Below are 25,600 nucleotides of genomic sequence, written 5' to 3' on the forward strand. Positions count from 1 at the left end.
TTGAGACTTCGAACACCTCCCTCAACGGCGCGGGTGCCTCGTGCGTTGTGCCCTCGCCGCTGTCACCCCATCGGTGGCCACTCTGAAAACGCTCATTGAGACTCTTCGTGGTCGATCCGGGCCAGGACCATGGTGTGTTCGTCGAACTGCTCGAAGCCGCGCGCGGTGAGCATGGCTTGGGCGGTTCGGTGGTGGGTGCCTGTGAGGGAGGGCGGCCACGGCGCTGGGGTGGGCGGGGTGGGTGTCGAGGCGGAGATGGGCCTTGAGGGGGCTCTGGTGCATAGGGTGGCTCGATTCGAGTCCGGGGCCCCTGCCGCGGGTTGGCTGGGCCCGGAGGGTGAGGTCATCGGTGGGTGCGCGCGGCGGACAGGGCTGGCCGGTGTGGTGGGCCGGCCCGGGGAAGCGTCGCGGATCGTGCGGGTGCAATTGTGGTGGACGCGGGGGTGGGTGAGGTGGCGCGGTTCCAGCGGGTACGCAAGGCGTTGAGGTCGGCCAGGGCGCGGCGGCTGCCGGTGATGAGCTGGTGGGGGGTGTTGGCGGGGTCGTCGGTGTAGGCGGTGATCCGGTCGGCGACCGTGTGGGCGCGGGCGAGGAGGGCGCGCTGGAGGATCTTCTCGCCCCAGTACTCGGGGGAGCCGGCGGGCGTGGAGACCAGGGCCATCAGGTCGCGGGGGGTGAGGGAGTCGGTGAGGAGTCCGCGGTGCTGGGCCTCGCCGAGGACGGTGATCGGGTCGACCATGTCGCCGCGGTGGACCAGCGCCGTGACGGACTGCCAGAGCGCGGCGTGTAGCGGAAGGATGAAGTCCTCCGCGGCCAGCCACCGCATCTGCTGCACATTCGCCGGATAGGCGGTGGCGGTGGCCAGGAGGAGACGTTCTTCGTCCAGTTCCTCCTCGCCAGCCTGCCGTGGGACATCCCCGCTGTGTGTGGTGCGGGGGAGGGAGCCGGGGTGTGGGGTGAACTGACCGGCGAGGTCGTCCAGGACAAGGCCGAGGGCGTCGGCCTGCATGAGGGTGGCGGCCGCCGGGTCGGGCCCGGCTGGGTCGGTGGCGGTATGGGCGAGGCGTTCGGCGTGCAGGCGCAGGGTTCGGCGGGCGTGGTCGGCGCGGATCATCCGGGTGTAGGCCGCGGCGTGTTTGGGCTGTGGGCAGAACTGGATGAGGGCGTGGAGGTGGGAGGCGTTCAGGCCGGGGGCGTGGGGGCGGGCGCGCTCCAGGACTTGGTTGAGCCAGGCGGTGTCCTTGGCGTGGTCGTCGGGTTCGGGCGGTGGAAGGGTGCGGATCGCGGTGAACAGGTTGGCGTGGGCGTGGTTGTCGAAGTGGTCGGCGGCCAAGGTGCCGGTGTCGGCCAGACGTGCCGGTTGGAGGAGGAGGGCGCCGAGCAGGGCCTGTTCGGCGTAGTAGACCGGCTTCGGCGCCGGGACGCGGTCGTCTTCCTCGTCGGGATCGGGGGTGGTGTAGAGCATCAGGCTGCGAGGGTGAAGTCGTCGGGGTTGAACGGCTTGTCGAGGAGTGGAGCGAGCAGGTGCGCGGCCATCTGCGGGGGGACGGCGTTGCCGATCTGGGAGAACTGCTGGCCCTTGTTGCCCTGCCAGGGGTAGTCGGCGGGAAAGGTCTGCAGGAGGCCGGCCTCCCGGGCAGTGATCCGGATCGGCTCCGGCACCGCCGGCGCGTCCGTGCCGTTGGCCAGAGCCGACACCGGTTCGGCAACCCAGGTGCACTCGTTCGCTCGGTGTCCGAAGAACAGCGTGCCTGCCGGCTCGTACAGCGGGCGGACGGTGGCGTTGGCCTGGTTGTTGCTACGTAGGGACCATGACCATCGGTGTGCTTCGGCGGTGAAGGTTGGCGCAGGGGCGGTGGCGCCGCGGTTTTCACGGGTGCCGTGTCTGGCAGCCCAGCCGGCTCCTTCGCGGCAGGACTGCAGGACCACTCCGTCCGGCTGGGGCACCCAGGTGCCGCGCTCCCGGGCGTCGGACAGCGTCTTTCGCGAGCCGGAAGGGAACGGTTCTGGTCCGCCGCCGGGCCCACCGCCAGCGCAGACGGTCGGGACGGGCCGGTCGGTCGCGCCCCATCCCAGGGCCTCGGCCATGCTGACCCAACGGGCACGGCCCGGACCGAACAGGGATTCCGGCTCCTCGACCTGGGAGTGCGTCGGCGTGGGAGGCTGTGCCGTACGGACACGGGAGGCGAGCAGGATCGCCCGCCTTCTCGTCTGCGGAACTCCGAAGTCGGCGGCGTTGAGGATCCCGCACCAGACCGAGAAACCCCACCCGCGCAGGACGGCCGCGTACTGTTTCCACAGCGGCAGGACGTCCGGCACCTCCTCCATAGCCACCCACTCAGGCTCGCCGACCGTGTTCAGGGCCTGGAGGTAGCGCATCGGCTCAGCCGCCAGCAGCGACCGCTCGTCACGGCACGCGGTGAGGAGGCGTTCGCGGGTGTCCCGCCCGGCGGCCAAGTCCTCGACCGCCGCGTGCACTAGCGGCTGGTCCACCAGACCGAGGCGCTTGCCAGCCATACTCCACGCCTGGCACGGAGGGGAAGCGATCAGCCCACTAGTGCGGCCGATGAAGGGCCCCGTCGGATACATCGCCACGTCGGCCCGGATCGTCAACTGACTAGCGGCGGCACGAGTTTTGCAGGCCCACTCGTCCCACTCCAGGCCGACGTCGCGCACTCCGAGGACACCCAGTGCTCGGCTCCAGCCGCCCGGCCCCGCGAAGAGGTCGAGTATCACGTGACCAGCCCCAACTTGTGCCGCTTCGATGCACCCGCATCCCCGCGGCAAGCGACGAGGCCATGCTCGGGCCAACATCTGTCCTTGGCGCCCGTCTGCACTTCGTCGGCTTCGTCCAGGCGTGTCCTGCTCATGCTGCCGATCCAAAGTCGGCTTGGCTGAGTGCGTGTTTCGTGATGGCACGGGCGGTGATCGCCGTGGAGGCACGGGTAGAGGCGGCGGCCAGTTCGCCAGCTCCGGGCTCGGCGTACCAGGGGCGCAGGTCGAGCATCGCGGCGCGCATGCCGGTGGCGAAGACCAGGGCGGTGCCCTTGGGCAGGGCGCGGATCGCATCGGCGGGCAGGATCCGCTCCTGCCGCATCGACACGGACGTCGACTTCCCGGACTCGGACGTTGAGGTGGAAGTGGTCTCGACGTCGTGGTCGCCGATCAGCCGGGACAGCTTGTCCGCGAAGTCCGGGTCGTCGATACCGGATCCGATGACCTTGACGGTCGCGGCTGACCACATGGCGTCCATGCCCGCGTCTCCCCAGACCTTCTGGCCCTGGCGGTAGGACTGCAGGATCGTGATCGGGATGATCCCGCGTGAGCCGAGGTGGGAGTACAGGTCCGGCAGATCGCTGATCTTGCAGACGTTGGCGGCCTCGTCCAGGATCGCCAGCATCGGCGGGTCGAGCCGACCGCCGGCCCGTTCGGCCTGGGCGGTCGCGGCCCGCATCACGGAGTCCGCGCACGCCGCGATCAGCGCCGACGCGCCTCCGCCGCCGTCCTTGGACAGGAGGTAGAGGGTGTCGGTGGAGGTGACGAACTCGGCGGGCCGGAACTCGGCGACGTCCTTCTGCGGGGTGACCCAGGCGGCTATCTCGCTGTTGAGGAGGGCGGCGGCGTACTGGCGGGCGGTCTCGTAGATGCCGTCACGGGTCTCCGGCGGTCCCTCCACGGTGCCCTTGAGCTGGGCGGCGACCGCGGTGAAGTCGTGGTCGCGCAGGATGTCGAGCGGGGTGCGGTCGGCCGGGAAGGCCAGCCACTGCATCACGTCGGTGATCGGCCGGTCATCGAGCGCGGCGGCGAGGAAGAGCTGGCTGAGGATGTTGGATCCGGCCTTGGACCAGAAGTCGCCCTGCTGGGAGGCGTCCACGGAAGCGGCGAGGAAGTGGCCGGCCAGGCGGCTGGCGCCGTCGAGAGTCTTGGCGTCGGCGAGGGGGTTCCACCACATCTCGCGGGCGGCGTGCGCGATCTGCTGTGGGTCCATCGACCAAACCCGTCCCACCGCACCACGGGCGTCGAGGGTGGCGGTGTAGGCGTCGCTGGCCGCCTTGTTCGAGGTCAGCAGGACCGGTCCGGGCGCGTTGAGGATGGACGGGATCGCCAGCGAGGTGGTCTTTCCCGAGCGGGGCGCCATGATGGCGACGGCCACGTCCTCGTAGCCCATGCGGATCTCGTGCTTGGTGCCCTGGAGGTTGCCGAGGAGGATGCCGGTGTCGCGGGCCTCGATGTGCTTGGCGCCCTTCAGGCTCGGGCGCAGGGAGCGGGCCTTGTCGGTGATCGCCTTGGCCATCAGCGGTTGGATGTCCCGTGCCTCGGCCATGCCGGTGATCTTCTTTTTCCGGCCGCGGCTGCGGTTCTTGTGCCGGGCCCACAGGATGCCCGCTGTTGTCCCGAGCGCCAGGAGGAGGAGAACGGGCACGACGCGTGCCCCGATGAGCAGGGATGTTTCTCCCGCGTGGGGCCAGAGGCGCTGGGGGTGGAGCAGGGCGGTGGTCGGCTGGTACGGCGCCCAGCCGCCTCCGGTGAGGTAGGCGGTGATGTTGCCGGACAGCCAGGCGAGGTGGGACAGGGGGAAGATGACGGCTGCGACGCCGATCAGGAGGCGCAGGACGATGTCGTACCCGTCGGTGGAACTGTTGGAGGAGGTGGGGGGCAAAGAGTTACGTGCCTTCCGGGCGGGGGCGGGGCATTCAGCGGCTGCGGCTGTTCCTGGCCGGCGGCTGGCGCGGCGGGCCTGGAGTCGTCGGCGGGACGGTGTGGCGGGCCGCGAGGGCGTGGACGCGTTCTTCCAGGGCGGCGGCGACGTGCACAGCGAGGACGTCCGTCGTGCAGCGGGTGACGACGTCCGGGTCGCGGGTCGGAAGACTGCGCAAGCTGCCGGTACGCGCTGCGGGGTGCGGATCGGTGAGCGCGGTGGTGAACGCGGCGACCAGTCGTGCAGGGGTGTGTTCGCCGAAGATGGCCTGCCGCACCGGCTTTCGCTCCGGGCCGAGGGAGGCGGTGACGAACCAGGCTCCCGGTCGTCCGGGCATGGCCGGGATTCGACCCGCTCGGGTCCGCTGGCGCGGTTCCCAGGCGCTGCACGTAGGCCGTTTTGTCGGGCGACACGAGGCCGTCAGCCCCGGTGGCCGGGGGCTGCCACGCGTTCTGCCGGAGCGGTTCGTACGGATCCGAGTGTGTGCTCGCGGCGGGGGCGGGGGCGGGGGTCGGTGAAGGCGGCGAGGAGTTCGACCGGGGTGCGGGCGCCGAAACTCGCGTACCAGGCGGGCCGGTCCGGCTCCGCTGCATGGTTGAGGGTCCACCACTGTCCGTCGGGATCGGGTTCCAGGCGCAGGAGGGCCTTCTGGTCGGGGCTGGAGAGCAGGACGCGGGGCATCACGGGGTCGTTGCCGTGGCTCCAGCCGCAGGCGCGGTGCAGGGAGACGGTGATCCAGGTGGGGGCACAGCCGCCGACCAGGTGACGCGGCGTGATGAAGTCGACCTCGACGGTCTCAGGAGTCGGGGGCGTGCTCACTTCCGTGCCGTAGCTCGCCGGTCGGGCGCGGTGGCCGGGGCCGGTGTCGGTGTGGGAGCCAGGGGTGAAGGGGCTTTACGGGCGGCCGTGTTGATCTCGCGGAGCGCCTTGCCGTGGGTGGCCCAGTCGTCGAGGTAGCTCCACGATTCGGCGTGATGTGCGGCGAGTGCGTCGTCGAAGTCCGGGGTGCCGGGCTTGGCGGTGGCGGGGAGGGCGTCGCGGGTGACCAGCCATTGCTCGTGCAGTTCGTCGAGTCGGTCGAGTGCGTCGCGCAGGACGCCCAGCTGGTAGACCCAGCGGCTCTGCACGTTGGTCTCCGGCAGGTGGGCCAGTTGCGTTTCGGCCGTGGCCAGCAGGTGACGGGCGCCGTACCGGAGCGGCTCGAATGCCTCGGCGGTGTCGGCGTCGCGCTGGCTCGCGCGCCTTCCGGAGGCGTGGTCGTCGTAGGGCCAGCCGTCGAGGTCGGTGTGTTCGTCGGAGTAGGCGTCCCAGGCGTCGAGGATCTTCTTGCTGTCGCTCACGTAATGGTCGAGGTGACGGAGGAGGGCGCGGTGGGCGCGGTGATCGGCGGAAATGGGAAAGGGGTCCTGTCGGTTCAGCGGCGGGCGGCCGGCTGGGCGGTGTGGGCCTTTGCCGGGGTCGGTGCGGGTTTCGTCTGCTGCCTGCGGGCGGAGCGTGCCCGGGCACGGAGCGACTCGATACGGGCGGTGTGGGCGTCGACCACCTGCTGCGGGCGCAGCGGGCTGGGCTCCTGCACGGCGCTGTAGTGGCCGGTGCGGTCGTACATGCCGCGCTGGAGCGGGCTGCGGTCGGCCAGCGCGGTGAGGAACGATCCGACATGGTGGGCGGGGACGTCCTCGTCGAAGTAGGCGTGCCAGATGCGCGGGCCGGGGAACTGCCCGTCGCCGGGCTCGCAGGTCTCAACGTGCCAGGACGACCGGCCACTGAATTCGCTCAACGGGCGCAGTTCGATGTGGCACATGGAGTCCGGCGAGCGCGCCGTACCGTCCGAGTCGCGGTGCCAGCCCGCCGAGGTCACCGGCTGCCACGGGTCTGGCTGTTGTGGCGGTGGGGCGATGAGGGCATCGGTGAAGCCGGCGAGGACCTCGGCGGGCACGAGTTCACCGAACTCGGCGTACCAGCCGGGCTCGGTGTCGGTGGGCTCGGCCCGCAGCCGCCACCATGCAGAGGTGGCGGACTGCGGGTCGAACTGGAGGCTGTGGCGAAGGTCGGGACTGCGCAGGACGATCTCGGCACTCAAAGGGTCGGAGACGGCGCTCCATCCGGCGGCGGCCAAGCCGTGGGTGACGTGGCGGGCATCCCCGGGGCCGGCGAGATGGCGGGGGCTGGTGTCGAAGGGGATCCGCCAGGCGTGCTTGTCGGCGAACCCGGCGAGCTGCCGTTCGCTCAGCGGCACCGACCGCACCCCGGCTCACTCGCGGCGGCGCTGCCGATCACCTTGCGCAGCTCGTCCAGGACGTAGTGGAGCATGTACTGGTCGGTCTGCACCCACGCCGCGGCACGCAGCTCGGTGACCAGATCACTGATCTTCTCGCTGCGCGGTGTGTTCGGATGGCTCTGTACGGCGCGGGCGAGGGCGCGCAGGGTGTCGCCGAGTTGGATGGGCAGGCCGGTGTATTCGTCGAGGAGGGGCTCGACGAGAGCGAGCGCCTCCTCGGGGTCGGGGTTCTCGCGCAGGTATTCGGTGAGGCGGCACAGGGTGTCGGTCGCGGCGCGGATGGTGTCCGGGGTGAGTGCGGGCATCGGTCTCCTCGGGGTGGTGGGTGTCGTGGTCAGCGGCGGGTTCGTGTGCCGTCGGCGGCAGCGTGGGCGCGGGCGGTGGTGCGCGGTCTGGTGCTTCGGGCGCTGTTGCGGGCCCAGGTGGCGGCTCGGGCGGCCGTGATGCGGGCCTGTTGCCAGGCGCTGAGTTGGGAGGGCTTGACGGATACCGACCAGGTGCGGATCTGCACGCTGTGCGGGACGCGTCCGCGCGGGCGCATCACGGGGTCGGGGCTGGCGAGTTCGGTGGAGAAGGCTTGCACGAGGTACATCGGGGTGTTCGGCGTGAAGTGGGCCGTCCAGCCGTTGCCCTGTTTGTCCTGCGCTCCGGTCCACCACATCGCCGTGCCGTCGGGGTTCTGGCGGTACTGCATCCAGGCGGTGCCATCGGGGCTAGTCGCCACGTAGTGCTCGCCCTCGAAATGCGTGTGCCATTTCTGCTCCTGCAGCGGAGCCCAGACGTTGGGGGCGTGTGCGGAGCGGGGACGGGTGAGGGCGTCGGTCAGGCCGGCGACGATCTCCACCGGGGCCTGACGGCCCAGGTGCGCCGACCACTCGCCGCTGGCCCCGTCTGCCCGGCCGTGGATGGTCCAGCCGCCGGGAAGGACGTAAGGGTCGTAGGCGACGCGGACGGTCCGGTCCGGGCTCTCCATGAACAAGGGGCCGCCGGTCTTGGACTTGTCCCGCCAGCCCGAGGCACGCAGGAACTCCGAGACGTGCCGGACGTCGCCGCCGCCTGCCAGGGCACGGGGCTGGACGAGGTAGTGCTGCTCGGCCTGCTCGCCGGGCCCCCAGCCCTGCCACTGCTTCTTCTTCACCGGCGCCGCCGGACCACGAGCGGTGCGGGCACTGGGCGCTTCGCCTCGGTGGTGGCGGGCTGGGTGCTGACGTGCGCCAGGGCGTCCTTGTGTTCGTCCAGGTCGAGGGTGATGTCGTGCAGTTCGTTCGAGGCACGGCCCAGAGCGAGCCACACCTCCGCGGGGAGCGCGCCGCGCTCTGCCTGGTCCTTGGCGAACACGCTTCCGGTGGCGACGAGGTGAGTGACGCCGCCGAGGACTCCGGCGTCCGGGTCGAGAACGCGGGCGATGACCTGCGCGGCCTGGGGCGGGGGAAGCTGCGAGAGGTGGTCGGCGAGCTGGCCGAGCTGGCGGGTGATCTCGTCGGCCAGTCTCACCGGATAGGGGGCGGGGTGGGACATGCTCCTCCGGGGCGGTGAACGGTCAGTGGTGGTGGCGCTGCCCGACGCGCTGTGACTCGGTGAGGACGCCCTCCGGGCGGGCGCCGGTCAGCGGGGAGGTGTGGTCGGGACCGGTCGGTATGCAAGCGCGCAGATAGCGGCGGAACAGGGCTGTGGCGAGCCGGGGCTTGAGCCGGTTGCTGATCGGTGGGGGTGTGCGGGGTGCTACGGGTTTCTCCGGGAGTCGGGCGGTGTGCTGGGCGGCCCCGGCGTGGTGCCGGGGCCGCTCGGGCGTCTTACGGGGTACAGCGGGCCGGTGCGGAGTGCGACGGGGAGCCGTCCGGTGCCGGTTGCTGCGCTGCGGGACGGGCCGCTCTGGTGCGGAGGCCGTGCATGGCCCGCCGGTAGGTGGCTTCGTCGAAGACGCCGGGCGTGCACTTGACGTCATGACCGGTCAGGAGCAGGGAGGGGATGCCCAGGTCGGCCTCCGCCTGGTTCATCGAGTCCTGGCGGTCGGCGTACGGGTGCCGGACGGGGTCGGCGGCATGGATGCCGGGGCTGAGGTAGGCGCGGTTCGTCCGGCGGGGTGCTGGAGGGCGGTACCGATGCCGAGCGCGTCGAGGCGCGGGCCGATCTCGCGCAGGGCGCGGGCCTGGACCTGGGTGTCGTCACCACCCAGGCGGTAGATGCCGCTCTGCGGGTCCTGGATGAAGCCGTGGGCGACGAGGATCGTGCCGGCCCGGTCGTCGGCGGGGGCGGTGGCGACGCTGCCGTCCGGCTGCCAGGTCAGGACGATCCGGTCCGGCTGGGAGGGCTGGATGCCACCCAGGGCGTTGTGCCGGACCTGTGCGAGCGCACGGTCGTAGCGGGCGAGCAGATCGCCAGCGACCTGCTCGGCACTCAGGAACGGGTCGTCTGCCAGGGCGACGCCGTTGGGCTCAGGGACAGCCCGGTACGCCTCGTCGGGCAGGGCGCGCGGGGCGACGGCGGCGAGAAAGAAGCCGTCGCGTCCGTCGTGCCGGTCCAGGAGGACGAGCTGGGCGCCGTCGGGGCGGCTGAGGACGGCTGCCTGCGTCAGCGGGTGCTCGGTGAGGGAGGCGGCGACCAGGTCCAGGTCCCAGATCCGGTCGGCGAGTTCGGCGAGGTCGTCTTTGGCGTCGGCTGTCAGGTGCGTGCTGGTCCAGGTATCGGGGAGTTCACCGGCGAGGACGTCGGCGTACGAGGCGAGGTGCTCGGAGGTGTCGTGGTCGTGCATGGTGTCCTTGGGCAGTTGCAGGGGCTCAGCGGCGCAGGCGGGTGGCACCGACGGGCGGCGGTGCCGGGGCCGGCAGTGCACGCGGCGGGGGTGGGCAGGCGCACACGGCGGAGCGTTCGGGCTCGTGGTCGGGCACCTGCTCGGCGCAGGGGCGGCGGCCGGGGTGAGGGGTGTGCCGGTCGGCCAGCCGTTCGCGGGTGTACGCGAGGTCGGAGTGGATGACGCGGACGTATTCGTCGGCGAGGTAGCGCAGGCGCCGGGCGGTGTGCGGATCGGTCGCGTTGCCGAGTCCGTCGAAGAACTCCGCCAGAGCGCCGAGGGTTTCCTCCAACCCGGCGAGGATGCCGTCGTGGGGCGCGGTGAGTGCGGTGAGGATGTCGGCTGCCTCGGCGGTGTCGGTGGCTTCGCGCAGGCGTTCGGCGAGGTGGGAGACCGAGGTACCGAGCGTGGGATAGCGCGCGGGGCGGGCGTCGGTGTCGAAAGGTTCGTCGCAGTCGACGTGGTACCCGGCAGCCCGCAGGCGCGCTACGGCATCGGTGGCGAGACGGGACTCGTCGTCCTCGGTGAGGCCGGCGGGGGCGCGGTGGTAGGTCTCGTGGAGGCGGACGACCGCGATGTCCCGCGCGCTGGAGAATGCTGTGTGCCTCCAAGTCGCCGCCGCGCGCGAGGAGTTCGCTGGAGCTCGAGTCACGGCGGATGTCCATTAAGCGGCCGGTATGGGGCAAGAAGGCGTTGCTCCTACGGAGATCTGTGGGCGGTGTGCCGGGCTACGGGCGGTGCGGCGGCGATCCGGGACCGGCGGACCAAGTGGGCCGCGGTGGTGTCCAGGTCCTGCTGGATCGCGTGGAGCCGGCGGGCGATCAGCTCCAGACCGTGTGCTGCTTCGGTGCTGGCGGCTCCGGGCTGGCGGGCGATGCGGTGAGCGGTGTGCTCGATCAGTCCGCGGACCGTGGCCAGCGGGCCGGCCTGCTCGTCGGCGAGCTGCGTAAGGACGCTCGCGAACTGCGCGGATGCGGTGGGCGCCGTACGGACAGCGGGGCGTGTCGCGGGTCCGGTGCGGGCGGGGATCAAGTTGAGGTCCTGTTCGATGCGGCGTGCCTCGTCCGCAAGGCGCCGCAGTATGTCTGAGGGCGGGGTGCGCCAGGTGCCGTCGAGGTGGATCAGGTTGGCGATCAGGTCCAGGCGCCCGGGCTGTGCCTGGACGGCGATCCACCGCCAGCCGTGCTCCGCGGCGCCGGGTATCTCGATACCGGCGGCTCGCGCGAACCGGTGAGCGGTTTCGGCCCACTCGGGACCGGTCAGCTCCCGGTCGTCCGGGTGGAGGCGGATGTCGAGATGGAGGATCGCCCGTCGGTCGTCGTCCGCACTGGCAGTGAACGGATGCTCCAGGTAGGGATCTTCGAGGTGCTCGGCCCACTGAGCGGATGTCCAGGTTCTCTGCTCGTCGTTGGGGGTGTAGTAGTCCAGGTCCGGCCAGTGGGCGACGATGGTGTACTTCGTCAGACCCTCGTTCGGGGAAAGGGGCCGCCCGAGTGCCTCGGCGAGCGGGTCGCGCGGCGAGTGGGTCCGCGCGTGCAGGCGGGGGATCATGACGGCACCCCGCTCGACGTGCGGGTGGGCGGCCGGTGCTGATGAAGGTCGCGGGCTGTGCAGAGCAGGGAGCGCTCGCGGACCAGGTCGGCGTGCACCGAGGTGTCCCCCGGAGGGAGACAGTCGATCGCCCTGTCGATGGCGCCCAGCCCTTCGTCGTACCGGCCCAGCCGGCGCAGGGCACCCGCCACGCGGAAGAGGACGATCGGGTCGCTGCCGGTGGCGAGGGCCGGTCGGGAGCTGAGGGCCAGGAGACGCTCCGCGCCCTGGTCCAGGTCCTGGCCGAGCCACAGCCCGTGCAGCAGGACGTGCAGGGTCTTGGTGTGCTGCCCGGCCTCCGCGAGGACCTCGTCCATGACCGCCAGGCCCTCCGGGCGGGACTGGCCCAGCAGCGCGAAGGCGTACAAGGCCCGGGTGTAGCAGTCCAGCGGCTGACGCGCGGTTTCCGCGAGTTGTTCGACGAGGCGTTGGAGGGTGGGGCAGCGGAAGTCGAACCGCAGGGCGCTCAGGTACAGATGAGCCAAGGTGCGGGCGGTGATCGGGTCAAGGCCCATTGCGGTGACGTCCTGCGGGGACAGCAGGGCCAGGACGCTGTGGCCGGCCGACCGCGCCGCCCAGGCAGCATCCGCGCACACCTCGGCCGAAGTTCTCCAGTCGGCCTCGATGTCGCGCAGGTCTTCGGCCAGGTGAAGCGGCCAGGAAGAATCGACCGGAGATGCGGTGGCTCGGGCCCTGGCTCTGTCGAGCGCGGCGGAACGGCCGGGACGGTGCGTGGGGGAAGTCATCGGCCACTCCGGATGTCCGCGATGTGCACGAGCTGGCCCAGGGCGGTGGTGGTGTACCAGCCGCAGTCGATCAGCTCGTCGCGGTCGGCGAACCGCGTAAAGAGGGCATCCTCCATGGCGCGCAGGTAGATCAGGCAGTCCGGGCAGCGGCGCGAGAGGTGCACGAGGTAGCGGGGGTGGGCGGTGACGTAGGACTGGGCGCCGCCGGTCGCATCACGCAGCCGCCAGCCGTCCTCGTCGGTCGGGGTGTGCCAGGACGGGGCCACGACGCGCATCGCATCGCCCCACAGTTCTCCGCCGGCCATTCCCTTCAGGACGACGACAGTGTCACCGGCCTGGAAGTGGGCGTGGGTGATGTCTCGATCGGGGGTGAGCGGGTCGGGCGTCGGTGCGAACGCCGAGGTGGGCGGAAGCTGGGACATGAGTTCCTTCCACGCAGATGCTGGCGGGGTGGGAGCATCAATAGTCCGGAGGAACGCCGGTTTGGCTAACCGGCGTTATCCGGCTATGTTGCCCAGCCGTCAGTGGAACGGGTTCTCCGTCCCGCGGTCCGCCTCACTGGCTGCGTCGAGGAGTTCGAGCAGGTCAGTGCCTTCGGCGTCGCGCTGGTCGATCCACCATCCGGCACGGGTGATGGCGCGGGCCTTCTCCTCCAGCTCCGCCCAGTCCGCCTCGTCCCACGTGCCCTCGATGACGAGCGCGGTGTGCGCGGATGTCATCAGCTGGTGGCGGGAGCGTTCGCCCCAGTCCAGGGCCTTGGCCGGGCCCTCCAACTGCGGCATGTCGAACTGCTTCGCCCACGCGAGGGCTGCCTCCTGCTCCTCGGCCCGCTTGGCCGCGAGCCACTCCTCCTTGGACCTGGTGTCCGCGTCGCGCGCCGCCTTCCAGCAGTCGGTGCAGTCCTTCGACGCGAGCCAGCGGGCGAAGCCTGCCCGCTTGTCGGCAGGGCGATTGGACAGGTCATGATCCACGCGGTGGGAGCAGGCGTGCTCCACGGTCCAGTGTGTACGAACAGCCATAATTCGATCTCCTCAAAGGGGTTGCAAGGTGGGGGTTGCGCCCTGATCAGGGCGTCTTATGCCGGCCACGGAGCAGGCACCGGCGCCAGCCGCACCGCGACTGCCCGCGGGGCCCAGACGTCGGCGCGCGGCGAGAAGGACGGTGAGAGCGAAGGCCGCGCCGGTGCCAGGGAGCGCCGGGTCGGCGAGCGGCTGCTTGGCGAGGTGTCCGGCGAGGGCGGTGCGGCGGGCGGGATGCTTGGCCAGGAGCACGGCCACCAGTGCCTGCAACGAGGCTTCGCGCGTGAAGACCAGGTAAGTGGGAGTCGCTGCAGATCGGCGCTTGGGCTCCCCCGAAGCGGTCACCAACTTGTCTGTGTGTCAGTGGGGTTGGCTACTATGGACGTGGTCGACGAGATCCTTGAAAGGCATGGTGCATCGGTGATGATGGCCAACCGCTACGGCGCTCCATCCGAGGAGCGATAGGCGCGCCTGGCCGGCGCTTCCCTATCGCGACGCCCGCTGGGCGGCGACGCTGTGACGTGAATCCAGCGCAGGATGCACCCTGCCCTGATTCAGGTGACGGCGCTCCGACGGAGTATGGGAGGGCCCTACTTGTCTGCCACCACTTCTACCTGTGACCACCGCGTGTATCACGTTGTCGTCGTTGCGCTGGTATCCGTCATCGCTGGGCTGGTTGCGGGGATCGGCTCCGCTGTTCTGGGGCAGCCTGCCCTCACCGCCGTCGCTTCTGGCGGGGTCGTCCTTGCCTTCACCTACGGCGCCGGCATGACCGCCGTGTCACATGTGAGTAAGCGTCAGTAGTAGCCGCTGCTCCGGGGCGGCTGGCATGGCCGCCCCTAGGCCGTGGGCGCTCAAGACAGCTCACGATCGTGCTCGTATTTTGCGAGGGCAAGGTTGATCGCGTACTGCTCCATGGGCTCGTGTCCGTCAAGACCAGGTGGGACATGGGCTTAGCGGTGTCGGGCGGTGGTGCTGGCGCGGGGTGGCGGCGTGGGCGGTGTGGTGTCCACGGCGGGGCGCGGACGAGTGCGCAGCACGGGGGTGCGGTGCGGGGGCAGGACGGCGACGGTCGCGCCGAGGTCCTCGGCCGCCTCTTCGACTTCGCGGGTGAGGAACTCGATCTGCCGGCTCAGCGCTGCCAGGCGGGCGGCGATCTGGCGGCACTGCACGGTCTCCAGGGCGCTGGCGAACTGGCCGCTGGTCTCCAGGAGTTCCTGCAGGCGGACCATCGGGCCGGCGTCATAGCCGCGCTGGACAGCGCTGAGAAGCGCATTGGAGGCGTCACCGGCACTGTGGCCTTCGACGACATCGCGGATGAGGTCCTGCAGGGACACCTCCGGGACCGGTGCCGGGCGGTTGAACCGGGAGACGTCCGCGCGCAGCACGCCGGGCGGAACCGGGGCGGGCAGCACCTTGCCCGCCTCGTACTCGTGGGCGTAGTGCCCGACAACCTGCCAGCCCGGTGCGTCCGGGTCGCCGCGCAGCGCGACCACCGTCGAGTCGTCGTCCTCGACCAAATAGGCGAGGGTGATCGGCTGCCCGTCGGCGGCGTACCACGACTCGGTCAGCTCCAGCTCGTCGCGCCTTTGCGCGGCCTGGGCCCTCCTGGTCCACATTTGCTGTTCCTCGTCGGTCAGCGGAGCTTTGTGGTGCTGGCCGCCCTGCTGGTCGGCGAGGTTGCTGGCGATGGAGCCGTGGTCCGCCCAGGCGGCCAGGTGCGGCCACAGGGCCGCGTGCTGAGCGCGCGCGGCCGGGGAACCGGGGGCGGCTGGCCGGTCGAGCGCCCGGCGGATCTCGGCGGCCGAAACGGCCAGGCCGTCCAGGACGGCCCGCCACCCGGCCAGGTGCCGAGCGGGTGGCAGCTCATCGAGCACCAGGCGGGCGGCATCGAGGAGAGCCTCGGCGTGCGGGGCGAGGTGGGCGGCATACGCCTCCACCGCGGCCTTGTCGCGGTGGGCTCGTGCGGCAGCCGCGGCGCCCGCGTTAACGGTACGACCGTAGCGGTCGCGTGTCCTATCGAGCGCGGCCTCGGTCTCGCGGTCGATGACCGCCAGCCGCAAACGGAAGTCGCGTGCCGCGTTGGCCAGTTCGGGAGCGGTCGGCAAGGGGCCGTCGGGGGCCGGACTGCTCGCGGGAGTCATCGGGACCGCCCGCCGGTCGCGGCCGTCAGGTGGACGGTCGGAGCGTAGGTGGGCTTCGGCGGGATCGGCCGGGCCGCTGGCGGGGAGGTGGTGGGCGGTGTAGAGCGCTGCGTCGTCCGGCCGGCGGCGGCCCGGGCGAGACGGCTGCGGCGCTCCTCGAGTCCGTGGGGCCGGGCGGGGTGTGCCGGTCCGGCCGAGAGGGACGGGTCAAGCCGGATGTCGGCCTGCACGGTGTAGCCCTGGCGGCGCAGGTCGTGGACGGCTTGGCGGGTGCGGCGGACTCCGTCGCGCTCGGGCTCGCTGAGCCGGTACAGGCCGGGTTCTCCGGGAACGGGCTCGAACTGCTCGCGCTCCAGGTACCAGTGGGCGAGGTGCGCGGGCATAGACGCGGTGAAGGAGGCGACGAAGCCGTGTTCCTCGTGGTCGCCGAAGGCGAAGTGGGTGCCGGGGTGCAAGGGGGCAGTGTTCTCCTCGGGGCGTGGGGCGGAAGGGGTCAGGGGCCGCGGTGCGCGGGCCGGGCCGTGGTGAAGGGGCGGGCCGGCGCGGCGACGGGCAGGGCCGGGCGGCGGTGGGGTGCGCTGATGCGGGCCTGCCGCAAGAACGTTTCGCCGTCAGTGAGCCAGGTCTCGATGGCCGGCCACGCGCGTGCTCGGCGCTCCTGCTCCGGCACGAAACCGCCGTGGACGATCTCGTCGACCAGGGTCTCGGCATCGATCACGGCGTCGGCCAGACGGGAGAGGGCCGCGGCGTCGTCGGGCCACGGGCTGCTCGCGGGTTGGCACCGGTCGAGCAGCGCCGGGGCGTGGTCGACGACGGTCAGGAAACAGCGCCAGGCGTGGTCGAGGAACAACTCCGTCGCGGCGCCGAGAGCGGCGGCGCTCAGCGGGGTGGCGTCGCTGTAGCGGCCGGAGGCGTTCATGGCCTGCCAGGTGTCGTGCTCGCAGCGGATGTCCCCGAGCACGGCGGCGATGGCCGCCGTCTGGCGGGCGTGGACGGCCTGCTCGTAGGCGGGGAGGTACCGGCCGGTGAGGGCCTGGGCAGCCCGCCCGGCAACCGGCGGCAGGACGATGCTGCGCCGGGCGTGGGGATCGCCGTAGCCCCCTTCCAGTCCCTCGGGCGAGAAGGCTCCGACCAGGTAGTCGAGTTGACGGCCGGGACGTTCGATGAACAGCAGCGCGGTGCGCTGCACCGCGTCGGTGAGGAGCGCGGCGTAGGGGATTCGCTCGGTCTGGACGGCGCGGCCGAGTTCGCCGCTGTCCCAGATCCAGGGGACGAGGTCTTCCTGCCAGGCGGGGTGCGAGTAGATCTCGACCGAGGCGTGCCACTGGCCGGGCAAGAGGCGCGCGAGGTCGCGGGCGGCGTCGCCGATGAACCGGCGGCTGCTCGTGTGCACGCTGGTGCGGTGCCGCTTCGCGCACGTGACCAGGTCGACCACGGTGGTCTGGGTGCCGTCCGCGGGCAAGTGCCAGACGCCCTCCTCGTCCCGCTGGAAGCCGCTCTCCGCGAGGGCGGTGTGCGCCCAGGCATGCCGCTCGCCCGAGGCGATGGCGACGATCCCGGACTCCCGGCTGTGCGCCAGGATGATCTGCGCCTCAGTCACGGACCAGGTCCTCGCCGCCGCGCAGGACGGCGCGCAGGCTGCGGCCGTACGCCCAGGCGTGCTTACGGGCAGCCGCCTCCAGCCGGTCGTATCCGACCTGGGCTGTCATCTGCCCGTTCCACTTGCGGTATCGGTACACGGGGACCGGCAGCAGGATCCCGGGCGCGAGAGCGGTGACGCCGAGGGCCGCGCAGTAGTCCTCGCCCTGGACGAGGCCGCCCATCGGCGCGGCGCGCACGAGGTCGGTGCGGGCGAGGATCGTAGTCGGCCCGATGGGGATGGTGTCCGCCGGTGACTTCCAGTACGTCCACACGTCACCGGCCTCGTGCCGGCCGGGCGGCGTGGGGCAGCGCCACAGGGTGGTCGAGCCGTCGGGGTGCTGGTCCTCGCTCCAGCCGGCACACCAGCCGACTCCGGTGGACTCCAGGGTGTTCAGCCGTAGAGCCATCGCATCGTCGGTGAACTCATCATCATCGTCCGCCCAGTTGGTGTACGGGGTGCGTACGTGGTTCAGGGCCAGGTTGCGGGCGCAGGCGGCGCCGACCGGCCGGGGCAGCGACAGGGTGCGAACGCGGGCATCTTGTGCGAGGGGGGCCGGCAGGCGGTCGGGCGAGGCACCGTCGAGTGCGATCACGGCCTCCCACGGCACGGACTGCCGGGTCAGGCTCGAGTGCATGGCGGTCAGGTAGTCGAGCCGGTCTTCGCGCAGGCGGCTGGCGATGACGACGGTGATCAAGGGCGTGGTGCGCGGGGGCAGGGAAGGCTCCGGGAAGACGAGGGAAAGCTAGCGGCGGGCGGTGGGGCGCGAGGGGCCGGCCTTTGCCGGGGCTGCGGCAGGAGCGCTCGGACTCGGCGTGCTGCGTGATGCCCGGATAGCGGGCGGGGAGTCGCGGGAGGACCAGGCCGCCGGGTGGTCGTTGAAGGCGGTGCGCGGGTCGATGGCCCAGCTCACGATGGGGCCGATGTCCTCGTGCAGGAGGCTGATCACCTCGACGCCCTCCTTGTGCAGGACGTACCCCCACTCCATGTCCTGCGCATCGGCGGTCTCGTCGGTGACCGACATGCGTACCGGCGGCGAGCCGTCCGGGGTGACTAGGTGGTCGAGGGTTCGGCTGGGCCAGTGGTTGCCGCCGGTCACCGCGGTCACGAGTGCGGCCGGGGCATCGTCGAGGAGATCGGTGCCGAGTTCGTCCCAGCCGACGGCGACGTCGTCGATGAGGTGCCGGCACATGGCCTTGATGTCGCGTCCGAACTTGTACTGGTAGGCGGCCAGGAGCAGGGGGAGGTGGTGGCTGGGCACGCCGTCGAGCTGGACGTGGATGCCGGTGTAGCCCGTGCCGACGGTGGGGCGGGCGATGAAGGAGCGAGTGGACAGGGAGCTCTCCGCAGCAAGCAGGGGGCGGGAAATGTTCGGCGGCCATCAGGTGGCGCGCGGGTGCGTCTACACGCGGTCCGACCAGGACGGGACCGGCGGGCCGGAGGCATCGGTGCGGGCGCAGGTGTAGCCGATCAGGCGGGACGGGGCAGCCTTCGCGGGGACGGTGGCGGCGTCGTTGCACACGAACGTGTACCTGATGGAGGTGCGGGGCACATCGTGGAGCCAGGCCCGGTCCTCCTTGCCCGGGTTGATCTGCAGGCCGGAGTGCGCGACGGCGTCGGTCTGCGTGTGCATGTGGGAGAAGAGAACTAGCGCGCCGCCGTCGGTGGTCTTGAGGGCGTAGGCGTCCTTGTAGCGGTTGTCGGCGCCGGCGAAGACGGTGGTGCCCTGGTCCCCGTAGCGGGTGCCGGTCTTGTCGTGGACCTCGATCTGCCGCTTGCTCGCCGTGGTCGGCGTGAAGACCTTCGTCCCGGTGTGCGTGCCGCCGGTGGCGAAGTTGTCGAGCACCGCGGCACGCAGAACGCCGACGTCGGCGGCGAGGTGCTTGTTGCCGTCGGCGGCGACGGCCGTCGCGTACCCGTCGTGGTCGAGTGCGATGTCCGGCAGTTTCGGGCTGTCGAGGTCGACGACGGAGACCATCTCCCAGCGCTTGTGCTGGGGTCGTTCGGCGAACACCGCCAGACGCGAGGGGGCCTTGCCCTTGTCGTCCGAGAGCGCGGCGGCGAACCAGCGGTCCTGTCCGGCGGCCAGGCGCGGGATGTACAGCTTGGTGCTGGCGGTGTCGTAGGACCAGGGCTTGTAGGGCGTGCGGTCGGCCGCGGGAAGTCCCTCGGTCTCGGCGTAGTCCGAGACGGACATGGCGTACAGCGGGCCGTCCTCGATGGTGCCGAGCAGGGCGCGGTTGCGATCGGCGTTGGCCTCGTTGTTGATCTGCGAGTAGTGGGTGATGACGGCGCGGGCCTGGGCGGCGCTGAGGGCAGGCGCCGGCTGCGGCGCGCTGCTGGCGCTGGGCGTCTGCTTGGCGACGGCAGCATCGTTGTCGGTGGCACAACCGGTGAGCGCCAGGGCGAGGCAGGCGGCGCCGACGAACAGCGGCAGGGTGCGGCGGGCGATGCGGATGGAGACTCCAAGGATCTAGGGGCAGGGGGGTCAGCGCGTACGGCGGAGCGGGGACACGGCCTTCGCTGAGGCCGGCAGCAGGGCGGCGCTGGTGGTGGGCGCCGAGTGGCGCAGGTTCACGCCGATGCCCTTGGCCGTGAGCTGCTGGACCACGGAGTGGACGCGAAGGGCACGACCGGTGTCCCCGTAGGCGGTGGGCAGGAGAAACGCTGCTTGGTGCGGGTGGTACTGGAAGCCGAGGGTGTACAGGGTCATGCGGGCATCCACCGGCACGCTCTCGTACGGTGCGCCGAGGGCTCCGTCGCTGTACAGGGTCAGGGTGAGGACCTGGTCGACCCGCGGTGGGGCGGGCCGGTGCGGAGGCTGGGGCTGGTGCTCCGCGTTGTTGAGGACCGCCCGCAGGGCCTGTTCGTAGCGGGGTAGCAGCCGCTGGGCGATGCGTGCTGCCGCCCGCGCGGGGTCCTTGGGAACGGCGATGCCGTTGGGTTCCGCGACTCCGGCGAAGTGGTGGGGCTTGATGCGCGCGCCGTCGGGGGCGAGCGCAGCGACGACGAACTGGTGCGGGTAGCGAGGCCGGTCGGTCACGTAGAGCCGCTGGTCGGCCGGCCCCTGGAGCACGGCGTCGTGGGTGAGGACGTACTGGCTGACGACGTAGTCGACGTGGCCGGTGTCCCAGAGCTGTTCGGTGCGGGGGAACTGGTCGGCGTACTGCGAGTGGCGCTGGTACTGGCTGGTCCAGGTGCCGGGCAGGCGCGCGGAAAGGCCGGCGGCGAAGGCGGCCAGGTCGGTGCGGAGTGAGGTCATGTGTTCCGGGAGGGAAGCGATGGTCCGGGGTCAGCGCGTGTGCCGCGGCTGTGCCGGCGGGAGCACTCGCGGGGGCAGGGACGGTGTACGGGCCGGGCTGGAGGGCAGTCGCGGTGCCGACGCGAGCGGAGTGAGGGCCCGCATCCTGTCCTCGGCCACGTGCAGGACCTCTCCGAGATTGCGGATCTCGGCGGCGGCGTCGGCGAGGTCGTACGACAGGTCGAAGCCGTCGTCCTCCTCCGCTTCCTTGGCCTTCTCCCCGGCTGCTTCGAAGAACTCGCCGAGCTGCGCCAGCAGGCCGTCGGTGGGCTCCAGGATCTGGTGCAGCAGGGCAGCGGCATCCGCATGCGACTCCGCTCCGTTGAGCCGGTCGGTCAGAGCGCGCAGCGCGTCGCCGTAGACGTAGATGGGAGCGTCGTCGGGTGTGCCGGGGACGCCCTGGGCCTGGGGCGGGGGCGTCGGCTGGGCTGAGTGCACGTGTGGGCTTTCGCCGGGCAAGACGGGGTGCGGCAGCAGTCCGAGCTTGGCCAGGCGGTGGTTGATCGCCTCGATCAGGGGCTGGGCGCTGCCGCCGTGGCGGGCTTCGGGCCGCTGGGGAGCGCCGGGGTCGTCGGAGGGGGCCGAGTCGTAGAGGACCTCGAACAGCGACGGGTCGTCGGGGTGCTCACGCGTCGCGATCCAGCCCTCGGGGTCTCCGGGCGGGCGCTCGGAGGACGGCTCCTGCGGCGGACCGATGATCAGGTAACTGTCGTCGGGGAGAGAGACGCGCACGATGTAGGCGCTGAGGCCGAACTCGATGTCGCACTGCAGGCCGCGCGCCCGCAGCGGCGTGGTGATGTGCGCGTGGCGACGCCACAGCTCCTGCCACCACGGGGTGTCCACATTGCGGTGGTCGGGAAGCGGTGCGAGCGAGGCAACGCGGCGGGAGTCTGGGGTGCTCGCTTCGTCAGCGGCCACGGTTCCTCCCGCGGGAGGAGGCGGGAGATCGGTGCGGTGGAGGCGTCCGTCCAGTGGGGGTGACTACCGGCTGCGACTCCTGACTGAAGCCGAGTTCGTACTCGTCGTGGGTGGCGATCAGGTCGTGTTCCATCTGGGCGTCCTGGTCGGCGACCTGTGCCATGAGGTCGTCGACTTCGGCTCGGCGTTGTTGGTATTCGGCCCATTCGGTGGCGTTCAGGTGAGGGGGACGTTTCAAGAGGACTCCGTGTGCAGGCGGTGGCGGTGCCGTGTCGATCAACAGTGGTGGTCCCTCGGGATCGCGTTTGCGAGAGTCGGGCGGCACTGGAATCGCAGAAAGAGAGCTATCGGCGGGGTGCGGTACCAGGGGACGGAGGAGCGGGCGGGACGCCTGCGCTGGCCCCAGGCTGGCCGCCGGTCGGTGTCGCGGGGGTGGGAGCCGGGTCGTAGGCGGCGCGCAGCCTGCTCAGGCCAGCCTCGTCGGCGAGGGCCAGGACCGACAGCGCCCGGCTGGCCGCCGTCATCAGCAGGTTTGAGGGAGATCCCTTGGCCGCACCGCGGTTCTCCCGCCGCCACCGGGCGGCGGCGACGAGGTAGTCGCTCACGGCGCGCAGTGCAGGTTCGGCGGCGTCCAGGACGTGGTCGGTGACTGCTTCGATCTCTGCCGGAGTCTGAGCCGCGGCGAGGGCGTCCAGGTAGGGGGTGAGATCAGGTGCGGGCCAGGGCTGGTCCGGCAGCGGATGCGCGTCGCGGAAGGGCTGCGCGTCGCGTCGCGCCCACCGCTTCAGGTCGCCGCGGGTGGCGAGGTTGTACCGGGCGGCGTGGATCTGGTCGGCGTCGCGGCCGACGTTGTCGTACAGGTCGAAGTCCGGGTCACGCGGGGAGATACGAGAGTCCTTCGATGGGGTGTTGTCAGGATTCGTGAACTAGACGCTTTCAATGCATTCGGGCGTCCGTGTCGAAGAGCGCCAGCTCGTTGGGATGCAGCAGGTGCTGGACGATGAAGGACCTGCCAGCGACTTTCCACAGACCACGGCCCCGGTTGAGGTGCGCGATGGCGTCCATTTCCACAGAGGTCAGGCCGAGCAGGGCGGCGGCGGCGTGGAGTTGGTCGGTCTCCTGGCGGTAGATGATCCGGGTGCTGCAGTCGGCGAGGAGGCCCTCGGCGAGGGCGCGGCCTTGTGATCCGGCGTCGCCGGCGGTGAGCAGGTCGGACAGCCGGTGGATCACCATGAGGTTGGCGATACCGAGGCCGCGGCTGAGCTTCCACTGGGCCTGCATCCGCTGCAGCAGGCCGACGTGCCGCATCAGTCGCCACGCCTCGTCGTACACGATCCAGCGCCTGCCGCCGTTCGGATCGGAGAGGGCGGACTCCATCCAGGCACTTGCGCAGGTCATGGCCAGGACGAGGGCGGTGTCGTCGCCGGATCCGCCGAGGCGGGACAGGTCGATGGTGAGCATCGGCGCGTGCGGGTCGAAGGCGACGGTGGAGGGGGCGTCGAACATGCCGGCCAGGTCACCGTGGACGAGGCGGCGCATCGCGTGGGCCAGGTCGCGTGCGGCGTCGCCGAGCTGGCCCGACATCATGCCGGCGGCTTCGTCGAGCGCACTGGGGTTGTTGAGGGTGGCTGCGACGTCGCCGAGCAGCGGGGTGCGGCCGGTGGCGGCGGCGCGGGTGACAACGGCGTCGAGGGCGACGTCGAGGGCGGTGTGCTCCATGGGCATCAGGTCCCGCCCCAGGACCGTCCGGGCGAGGGAGCCGAGCAGGAGCAGGCGCCGTTTGCGGATCTCGCCGACCCAGTCCGCCTCCTTCACGCTGTCCGGTCGCGGGGCCGCGTCCAGGGGATTGAGGCGTCCGGGCAGTCCGGGGCCGAGAGCGACGGACCGGCCGCCGAGGGCTTGCGCCACCGGCGTCCACTCGCCTTTCGGGTCGCACGGGACGTAGACGCGGTAGCCGAAGGCGACCGAGCGCAGCGCGAAGGACTTGGCGAGCGCGCTCTTGCCCTGGCCGATCACCCCGGCGAGCAGGAGGTTGGGGTTGGTGAATCCCTCGACCTTGCCGTACAGCGCGAACGGGTCGAAGACGAACGACGCTTCCGCGTGGACGTCGCGGCCGATGTAGATGCCCTCGGCGCCGAGCCCGCCTTCGGCGAGGAAGGGGTAGGCGCCGGCGGCCACGGCGGTGGTCATGCGGTGAGCGGGCAGCTTCAGCCGGTTGTTGCGCGCGGAGGCGGGCCCGGGCCGTCCGCTCGGGGGGTAGAGCGGAGCGGGCATCTCGTGCTCGGCGGGTGTGCTCTCGGCCTGGTGGGCGGTGGCTTCGGCGCGGGCCTTGGCGGCGGCTTCGGCGAGCTGGCGGCGGGCTGCCTTGCGGCTGGCCCGGTCGGTGCCGTGGGGGGTGAACAGCGGGCTGGCGGAGGCGCGGCGGGCGCGGCGAGCGGGCCGGTGGCTCATCGGAGGCCCTCGATTCTGCGGGTGGTGCTCATCGCACGCAGGCCGTGGTATGTGGGCGGAGGTCGGTGGGGGTGGTCTTACGCCGGATGCTGTGCCCGGTGGCGAGGTGGCGTTGGCAGATGGTCAGCACGGGCGGCCCTTCGGGCAGCCGTTCCGGATGGCACGCGCTCGTCTCGGTGTCTGCCTGCGCTGTATTGCCGGGCAGCAGGTGGAAGGCGGCATGGATCTCGGTGGCGGCCTGCCACAGGCGGGTGTGCGCGGTGGCGAGGTGGCGGCCTGCTGCAGGATGCGGGGGCCCTGCTACCTCGGCCAACTGGTCGATGAACCGGTGTAGTTCGGTGAGATGGGCGTGGAGGGTGTCGAGGTGCCCGCGATCCGGGGGCGCGGCACGGTTGAGTGCACGAGCGTGGTGGCGGACGCCTGCGGTGGCGGCCCGAAGGTAGGGGTGCGCCTCGGGCGCGCTGGGACGGGGATGGATCAATGGGAGGTCCTTGCCGCCAAAGAGGCGGGAGCGGGGTGTGGGAGCGAACTGGCAGCTACAGGGTGGTGCGGGCCAGGGGGAGTGCGGCAACGGCGAACGCGTCGGGCTGCTGGTAGTTCAGCCGTCGCAGGTCGACGCCCGAGGTGACGGCGTGGGTCTCGATCTGGGCGCAGGCGGCGTCCAGGAGGGCGTCGGTCTCGGCGGTGACGGTGACGAGGCCGGTCAGGGCGACGTCCGCGTGTCCGGCGATGAGCTGGCGCTCACGCTGTTTGACGTCGGCGTACTCGACGGAGTCTTCCTCGCTGTCGACCTGCCCGCGGCGGGCGCGCTCGTTGGCGTCGGCAATGATCGCGGCCTTCTTGCGCTGGACGTCCCGCAGCGCGGACTCGAGCCCCTGCGGTACGTAGATGAGGGACAGGCTGCGTCGCACGCCGGCCGTGAACATGAGGCCGTGCATGAAACCGGCGTTCGTCTCGGTGCGGGGCCAGTTCTCCACCCAATACGTGGAGTGCCGTGCGCTGTCGGTGGCGAGGCGGTCGTACTCCTCGACCTGGACGACGGGACCTGCTGCTGCGGGATCGGCCTCGGCGCGGCCGGTGTCGGACCACTGCTGGAGTGCGGCGAGGGCCCCCGGGTCGTAGGCGGTGCGGATGACGGCGGCGATCTCCCGCGCGGTCAGCCACCCGGTGACCATCAGTCCGGCGTTGCGGGCCGCCTGGGCGATGGACGCGGTGGTCTGCTCCATGACGGTGAACGCCCCGGGCAGCCCGCCGCCGGCCTGCGAGATCAGCCGCCGGGCGGCCTTCAGATCGAGGGAGATGGCGAGGTAGGTCTCGTGGGGTGCGGCGGCGGGACCGGCCGAGGCGACCAGTTCGGAGTAGATCTGGCCGGCGACCGGTGTCTGGGGCTGACCGTTCTGGGCCCAGTGGCGGGTGAGGGTGTCGCCGCTGTCGGGGACGGTGCGTTCCAGCACCTGCACGGTGGCGATGTGCCCGGTGCGGGCGATGCCCGCGAGCGCGCGTCCCCAGCTGCCCACGTTGTGGTTCTGGGTGGCGGGGTCGAGGAGGGCGAAGGCGCGGCTGCTGACCCGGGCGATGGCGGTCAGGGTCTGCCGGTGCGGGTCGTGCACGGCCGCGGCGCCGTTGGCGGAGTCGCCGGGTGTGACCACCTTGAGGGAGGCGGCCGTGCCGGGCAGGTGGAGGATGCCGTCCTGCCGGGGCCGGGTGACGGGCCGGGCGAGCCAGAGCGTCTGGCCGGTGCGTCGGCGCTGTGCGTAGCGGGTGACGATCGGCGCCCAGTCGATCAGGGAGCGTCCGTGCCGACGGATCACCACGAGCGCACCGGAAGCCGCCCACAGCGGTGCCAGGGCGACGGCGCCGACCAGCCCGGTGGAGACCACCGTCATCAGCAGCAGCGCCAGCGTGCAGGAAACAAGGACGAGTTGCGGCAGGGAGAGGCCGAGGAGGATGCCGCGGCGGGACCGGTGCGGAAACTTCACCGTGACCGGAGCGACGGAGAGATCAGTCAAGGGGCGGGTCCTGAA

The 25,600-nt window shown here is 71.4% G+C and carries 30 protein-coding genes; all 30 read right to left on the minus strand.

Annotated features, from left to right (window positions below):
- Positions 1–343: 343 nt before the first annotated feature.
- Positions 344–1,465: a DnaB-like helicase N-terminal domain-containing protein gene (locus tag ACIRPP_RS24000; protein WP_403646400.1), complete on the minus strand. Its 1,122-nt coding sequence runs from the start codon at positions 1,463–1,465 to the stop codon at positions 344–346.
- On the minus strand, positions 1,465–2,736 hold the full coding sequence (locus tag ACIRPP_RS24005) for a DNA cytosine methyltransferase (RefSeq protein ID WP_403646403.1): 1,272 nt from the start codon (positions 2,734–2,736) through the stop codon (positions 1,465–1,467). Before ACIRPP_RS24005 ends, ACIRPP_RS24000 begins: the two co-directional genes overlap by 1 nt.
- A gap of 130 nt (positions 2,737–2,866) precedes the next feature.
- Entirely contained in the window at positions 2,867–4,660 is a 1,794-nt protein-coding gene (locus ACIRPP_RS24010) for a type IV secretory system conjugative DNA transfer family protein (protein ID WP_403646406.1), read from the minus strand.
- Positions 4,661–4,694: 34 nt separating this feature from the next.
- The gene (locus ACIRPP_RS24015) at positions 4,695–5,036 is read right to left on the minus strand and encodes a DUF317 domain-containing protein (RefSeq protein WP_403646409.1); all 342 of its coding nucleotides are present in this window, start codon (positions 5,034–5,036) and stop codon (positions 4,695–4,697) included.
- 83 nt (positions 5,037–5,119) lie between these two features.
- Complete coding sequence (locus ACIRPP_RS24020) at positions 5,120–5,518, minus strand: DUF317 domain-containing protein (RefSeq protein WP_403646412.1); 399 nt, start codon at positions 5,516–5,518, stop codon at positions 5,120–5,122.
- Positions 5,515–6,039 carry a hypothetical protein gene (locus tag ACIRPP_RS24025; protein ID WP_403646415.1) on the minus strand — a complete coding sequence of 175 codons (525 nt, stop codon included), beginning with the start codon at positions 6,037–6,039 and terminating at the stop codon, positions 5,515–5,517. Before ACIRPP_RS24025 ends, ACIRPP_RS24020 begins: the two co-directional genes overlap by 4 nt.
- Before the next feature lie 74 nt (positions 6,040–6,113).
- Positions 6,114–6,935 carry a DUF317 domain-containing protein gene (locus tag ACIRPP_RS24030; protein WP_399880961.1) on the minus strand — a complete coding sequence of 274 codons (822 nt, stop codon included), beginning with the start codon at positions 6,933–6,935 and terminating at the stop codon, positions 6,114–6,116.
- The gene (locus ACIRPP_RS24035; protein ID WP_061915779.1) at positions 6,926–7,282 is read right to left on the minus strand and encodes a hypothetical protein; all 357 of its coding nucleotides are present in this window, start codon (positions 7,280–7,282) and stop codon (positions 6,926–6,928) included. The genes ACIRPP_RS24030 and ACIRPP_RS24035 overlap by 10 nt, the downstream gene beginning before the upstream one ends.
- Positions 7,283–7,311: 29 nt before the next feature.
- Entirely contained in the window at positions 7,312–8,115 is an 804-nt protein-coding gene (locus ACIRPP_RS24040) for a DUF317 domain-containing protein (protein WP_403646418.1), read from the minus strand.
- The gene (locus tag ACIRPP_RS24045; protein ID WP_061915785.1) at positions 8,112–8,495 is read right to left on the minus strand and encodes a hypothetical protein; all 384 of its coding nucleotides are present in this window, start codon (positions 8,493–8,495) and stop codon (positions 8,112–8,114) included. Before ACIRPP_RS24045 ends, ACIRPP_RS24040 begins: the two co-directional genes overlap by 4 nt.
- 275 nt (positions 8,496–8,770) lie before the next feature.
- Entirely contained in the window at positions 8,771–8,974 is a 204-nt protein-coding gene (locus ACIRPP_RS24050; protein WP_351728203.1) for a hypothetical protein, read from the minus strand.
- Entirely contained in the window at positions 8,971–9,729 is a 759-nt protein-coding gene (locus tag ACIRPP_RS24055) for a hypothetical protein (protein WP_403646423.1), read from the minus strand. Before ACIRPP_RS24055 ends, ACIRPP_RS24050 begins: the two co-directional genes overlap by 4 nt.
- Before the next feature lie 25 nt (positions 9,730–9,754).
- Positions 9,755–10,420 carry a hypothetical protein gene (locus ACIRPP_RS24060; RefSeq protein WP_403646426.1) on the minus strand — a complete coding sequence of 222 codons (666 nt, stop codon included), beginning with the start codon at positions 10,418–10,420 and terminating at the stop codon, positions 9,755–9,757.
- 47 nt (positions 10,421–10,467) lie between these two features.
- Positions 10,468–11,319, minus strand: coding sequence for a relaxase/mobilization nuclease (locus ACIRPP_RS24065; protein ID WP_403646429.1), 852 nt, complete (start codon positions 11,317–11,319; stop codon positions 10,468–10,470).
- Entirely contained in the window at positions 11,316–12,104 is a 789-nt protein-coding gene (locus ACIRPP_RS24070) for a hypothetical protein (protein ID WP_061915796.1), read from the minus strand. Before ACIRPP_RS24070 ends, ACIRPP_RS24065 begins: the two co-directional genes overlap by 4 nt.
- Positions 12,101–12,526 carry a hypothetical protein gene (locus tag ACIRPP_RS24075; protein WP_055495473.1) on the minus strand — a complete coding sequence of 142 codons (426 nt, stop codon included), beginning with the start codon at positions 12,524–12,526 and terminating at the stop codon, positions 12,101–12,103. The genes ACIRPP_RS24070 and ACIRPP_RS24075 overlap by 4 nt, the downstream gene beginning before the upstream one ends.
- A 99-nt stretch (positions 12,527–12,625) precedes the next feature.
- The gene (locus tag ACIRPP_RS24080) at positions 12,626–13,123 is read right to left on the minus strand and encodes a hypothetical protein (protein WP_403646433.1); all 498 of its coding nucleotides are present in this window, start codon (positions 13,121–13,123) and stop codon (positions 12,626–12,628) included.
- A gap of 953 nt (positions 13,124–14,076) precedes the next feature.
- A complete protein-coding gene (locus tag ACIRPP_RS24085; RefSeq protein WP_403646435.1) occupies positions 14,077–15,267 on the minus strand; it encodes a hypothetical protein in 1,191 nt (396 codons plus the stop codon).
- Entirely contained in the window at positions 15,264–15,722 is a 459-nt protein-coding gene (locus ACIRPP_RS24090; RefSeq protein WP_334540730.1) for a hypothetical protein, read from the minus strand. Before ACIRPP_RS24090 ends, ACIRPP_RS24085 begins: the two co-directional genes overlap by 4 nt.
- A 38-nt stretch (positions 15,723–15,760) precedes the next feature.
- Positions 15,761–16,867, minus strand: a complete 1,107-nt coding sequence (locus ACIRPP_RS24095; RefSeq protein WP_403646438.1) for a hypothetical protein — start codon at positions 16,865–16,867, stop codon at positions 15,761–15,763.
- Positions 16,860–17,603 (minus strand): glycosyltransferase family 2 protein, encoded by a 744-nt coding sequence (locus ACIRPP_RS24100; RefSeq protein WP_403646440.1) that lies wholly within the window; start codon positions 17,601–17,603, stop codon positions 16,860–16,862. The genes ACIRPP_RS24095 and ACIRPP_RS24100 overlap by 8 nt, the downstream gene beginning before the upstream one ends.
- A gap of 48 nt (positions 17,604–17,651) precedes the next feature.
- Entirely contained in the window at positions 17,652–18,167 is a 516-nt protein-coding gene (locus tag ACIRPP_RS24105; RefSeq protein WP_403646443.1) for a hypothetical protein, read from the minus strand.
- Positions 18,168–18,308: 141 nt separating this feature from the next.
- Complete coding sequence (locus ACIRPP_RS24110; protein WP_362491154.1) at positions 18,309–19,103, minus strand: hypothetical protein; 795 nt, start codon at positions 19,101–19,103, stop codon at positions 18,309–18,311.
- A gap of 291 nt (positions 19,104–19,394) precedes the next feature.
- Positions 19,395–20,168, minus strand: coding sequence for a hypothetical protein (locus ACIRPP_RS24115; RefSeq protein ID WP_403646446.1), 774 nt, complete (start codon positions 20,166–20,168; stop codon positions 19,395–19,397).
- 30 nt (positions 20,169–20,198) lie between these two features.
- A complete protein-coding gene (locus ACIRPP_RS24120) occupies positions 20,199–21,125 on the minus strand; it encodes a hypothetical protein (protein ID WP_050811323.1) in 927 nt (308 codons plus the stop codon).
- Positions 21,115–21,363 carry a hypothetical protein gene (locus tag ACIRPP_RS24125; protein ID WP_361226377.1) on the minus strand — a complete coding sequence of 83 codons (249 nt, stop codon included), beginning with the start codon at positions 21,361–21,363 and terminating at the stop codon, positions 21,115–21,117. Before ACIRPP_RS24125 ends, ACIRPP_RS24120 begins: the two co-directional genes overlap by 11 nt.
- A 106-nt stretch (positions 21,364–21,469) precedes the next feature.
- Positions 21,470–21,730, minus strand: coding sequence for a hypothetical protein (locus ACIRPP_RS24130; protein ID WP_006143170.1), 261 nt, complete (start codon positions 21,728–21,730; stop codon positions 21,470–21,472).
- A 331-nt stretch (positions 21,731–22,061) separates the two neighbouring features.
- Positions 22,062–23,576: an ATP-binding protein gene (locus ACIRPP_RS24135; protein WP_403646450.1), complete on the minus strand. Its 1,515-nt coding sequence runs from the start codon at positions 23,574–23,576 to the stop codon at positions 22,062–22,064.
- A 28-nt stretch (positions 23,577–23,604) separates the two neighbouring features.
- Positions 23,605–24,057 carry a DUF6238 family protein gene (locus tag ACIRPP_RS24140; RefSeq protein ID WP_403646453.1) on the minus strand — a complete coding sequence of 151 codons (453 nt, stop codon included), beginning with the start codon at positions 24,055–24,057 and terminating at the stop codon, positions 23,605–23,607.
- Positions 24,058–24,112: 55 nt separating this feature from the next.
- On the minus strand, positions 24,113–25,585 hold the full coding sequence (locus tag ACIRPP_RS24145; RefSeq protein ID WP_403646456.1) for an SCO6880 family protein: 1,473 nt from the start codon (positions 25,583–25,585) through the stop codon (positions 24,113–24,115).
- Between the last annotated feature and the right edge of the window lie 15 nt (positions 25,586–25,600).

The sequence above is a fragment of the Streptomyces sp. NPDC101219 genome (assembly GCF_044767675.1).
Lineage (GTDB): Bacteria > Actinomycetota > Actinomycetes > Streptomycetales > Streptomycetaceae > Streptomyces.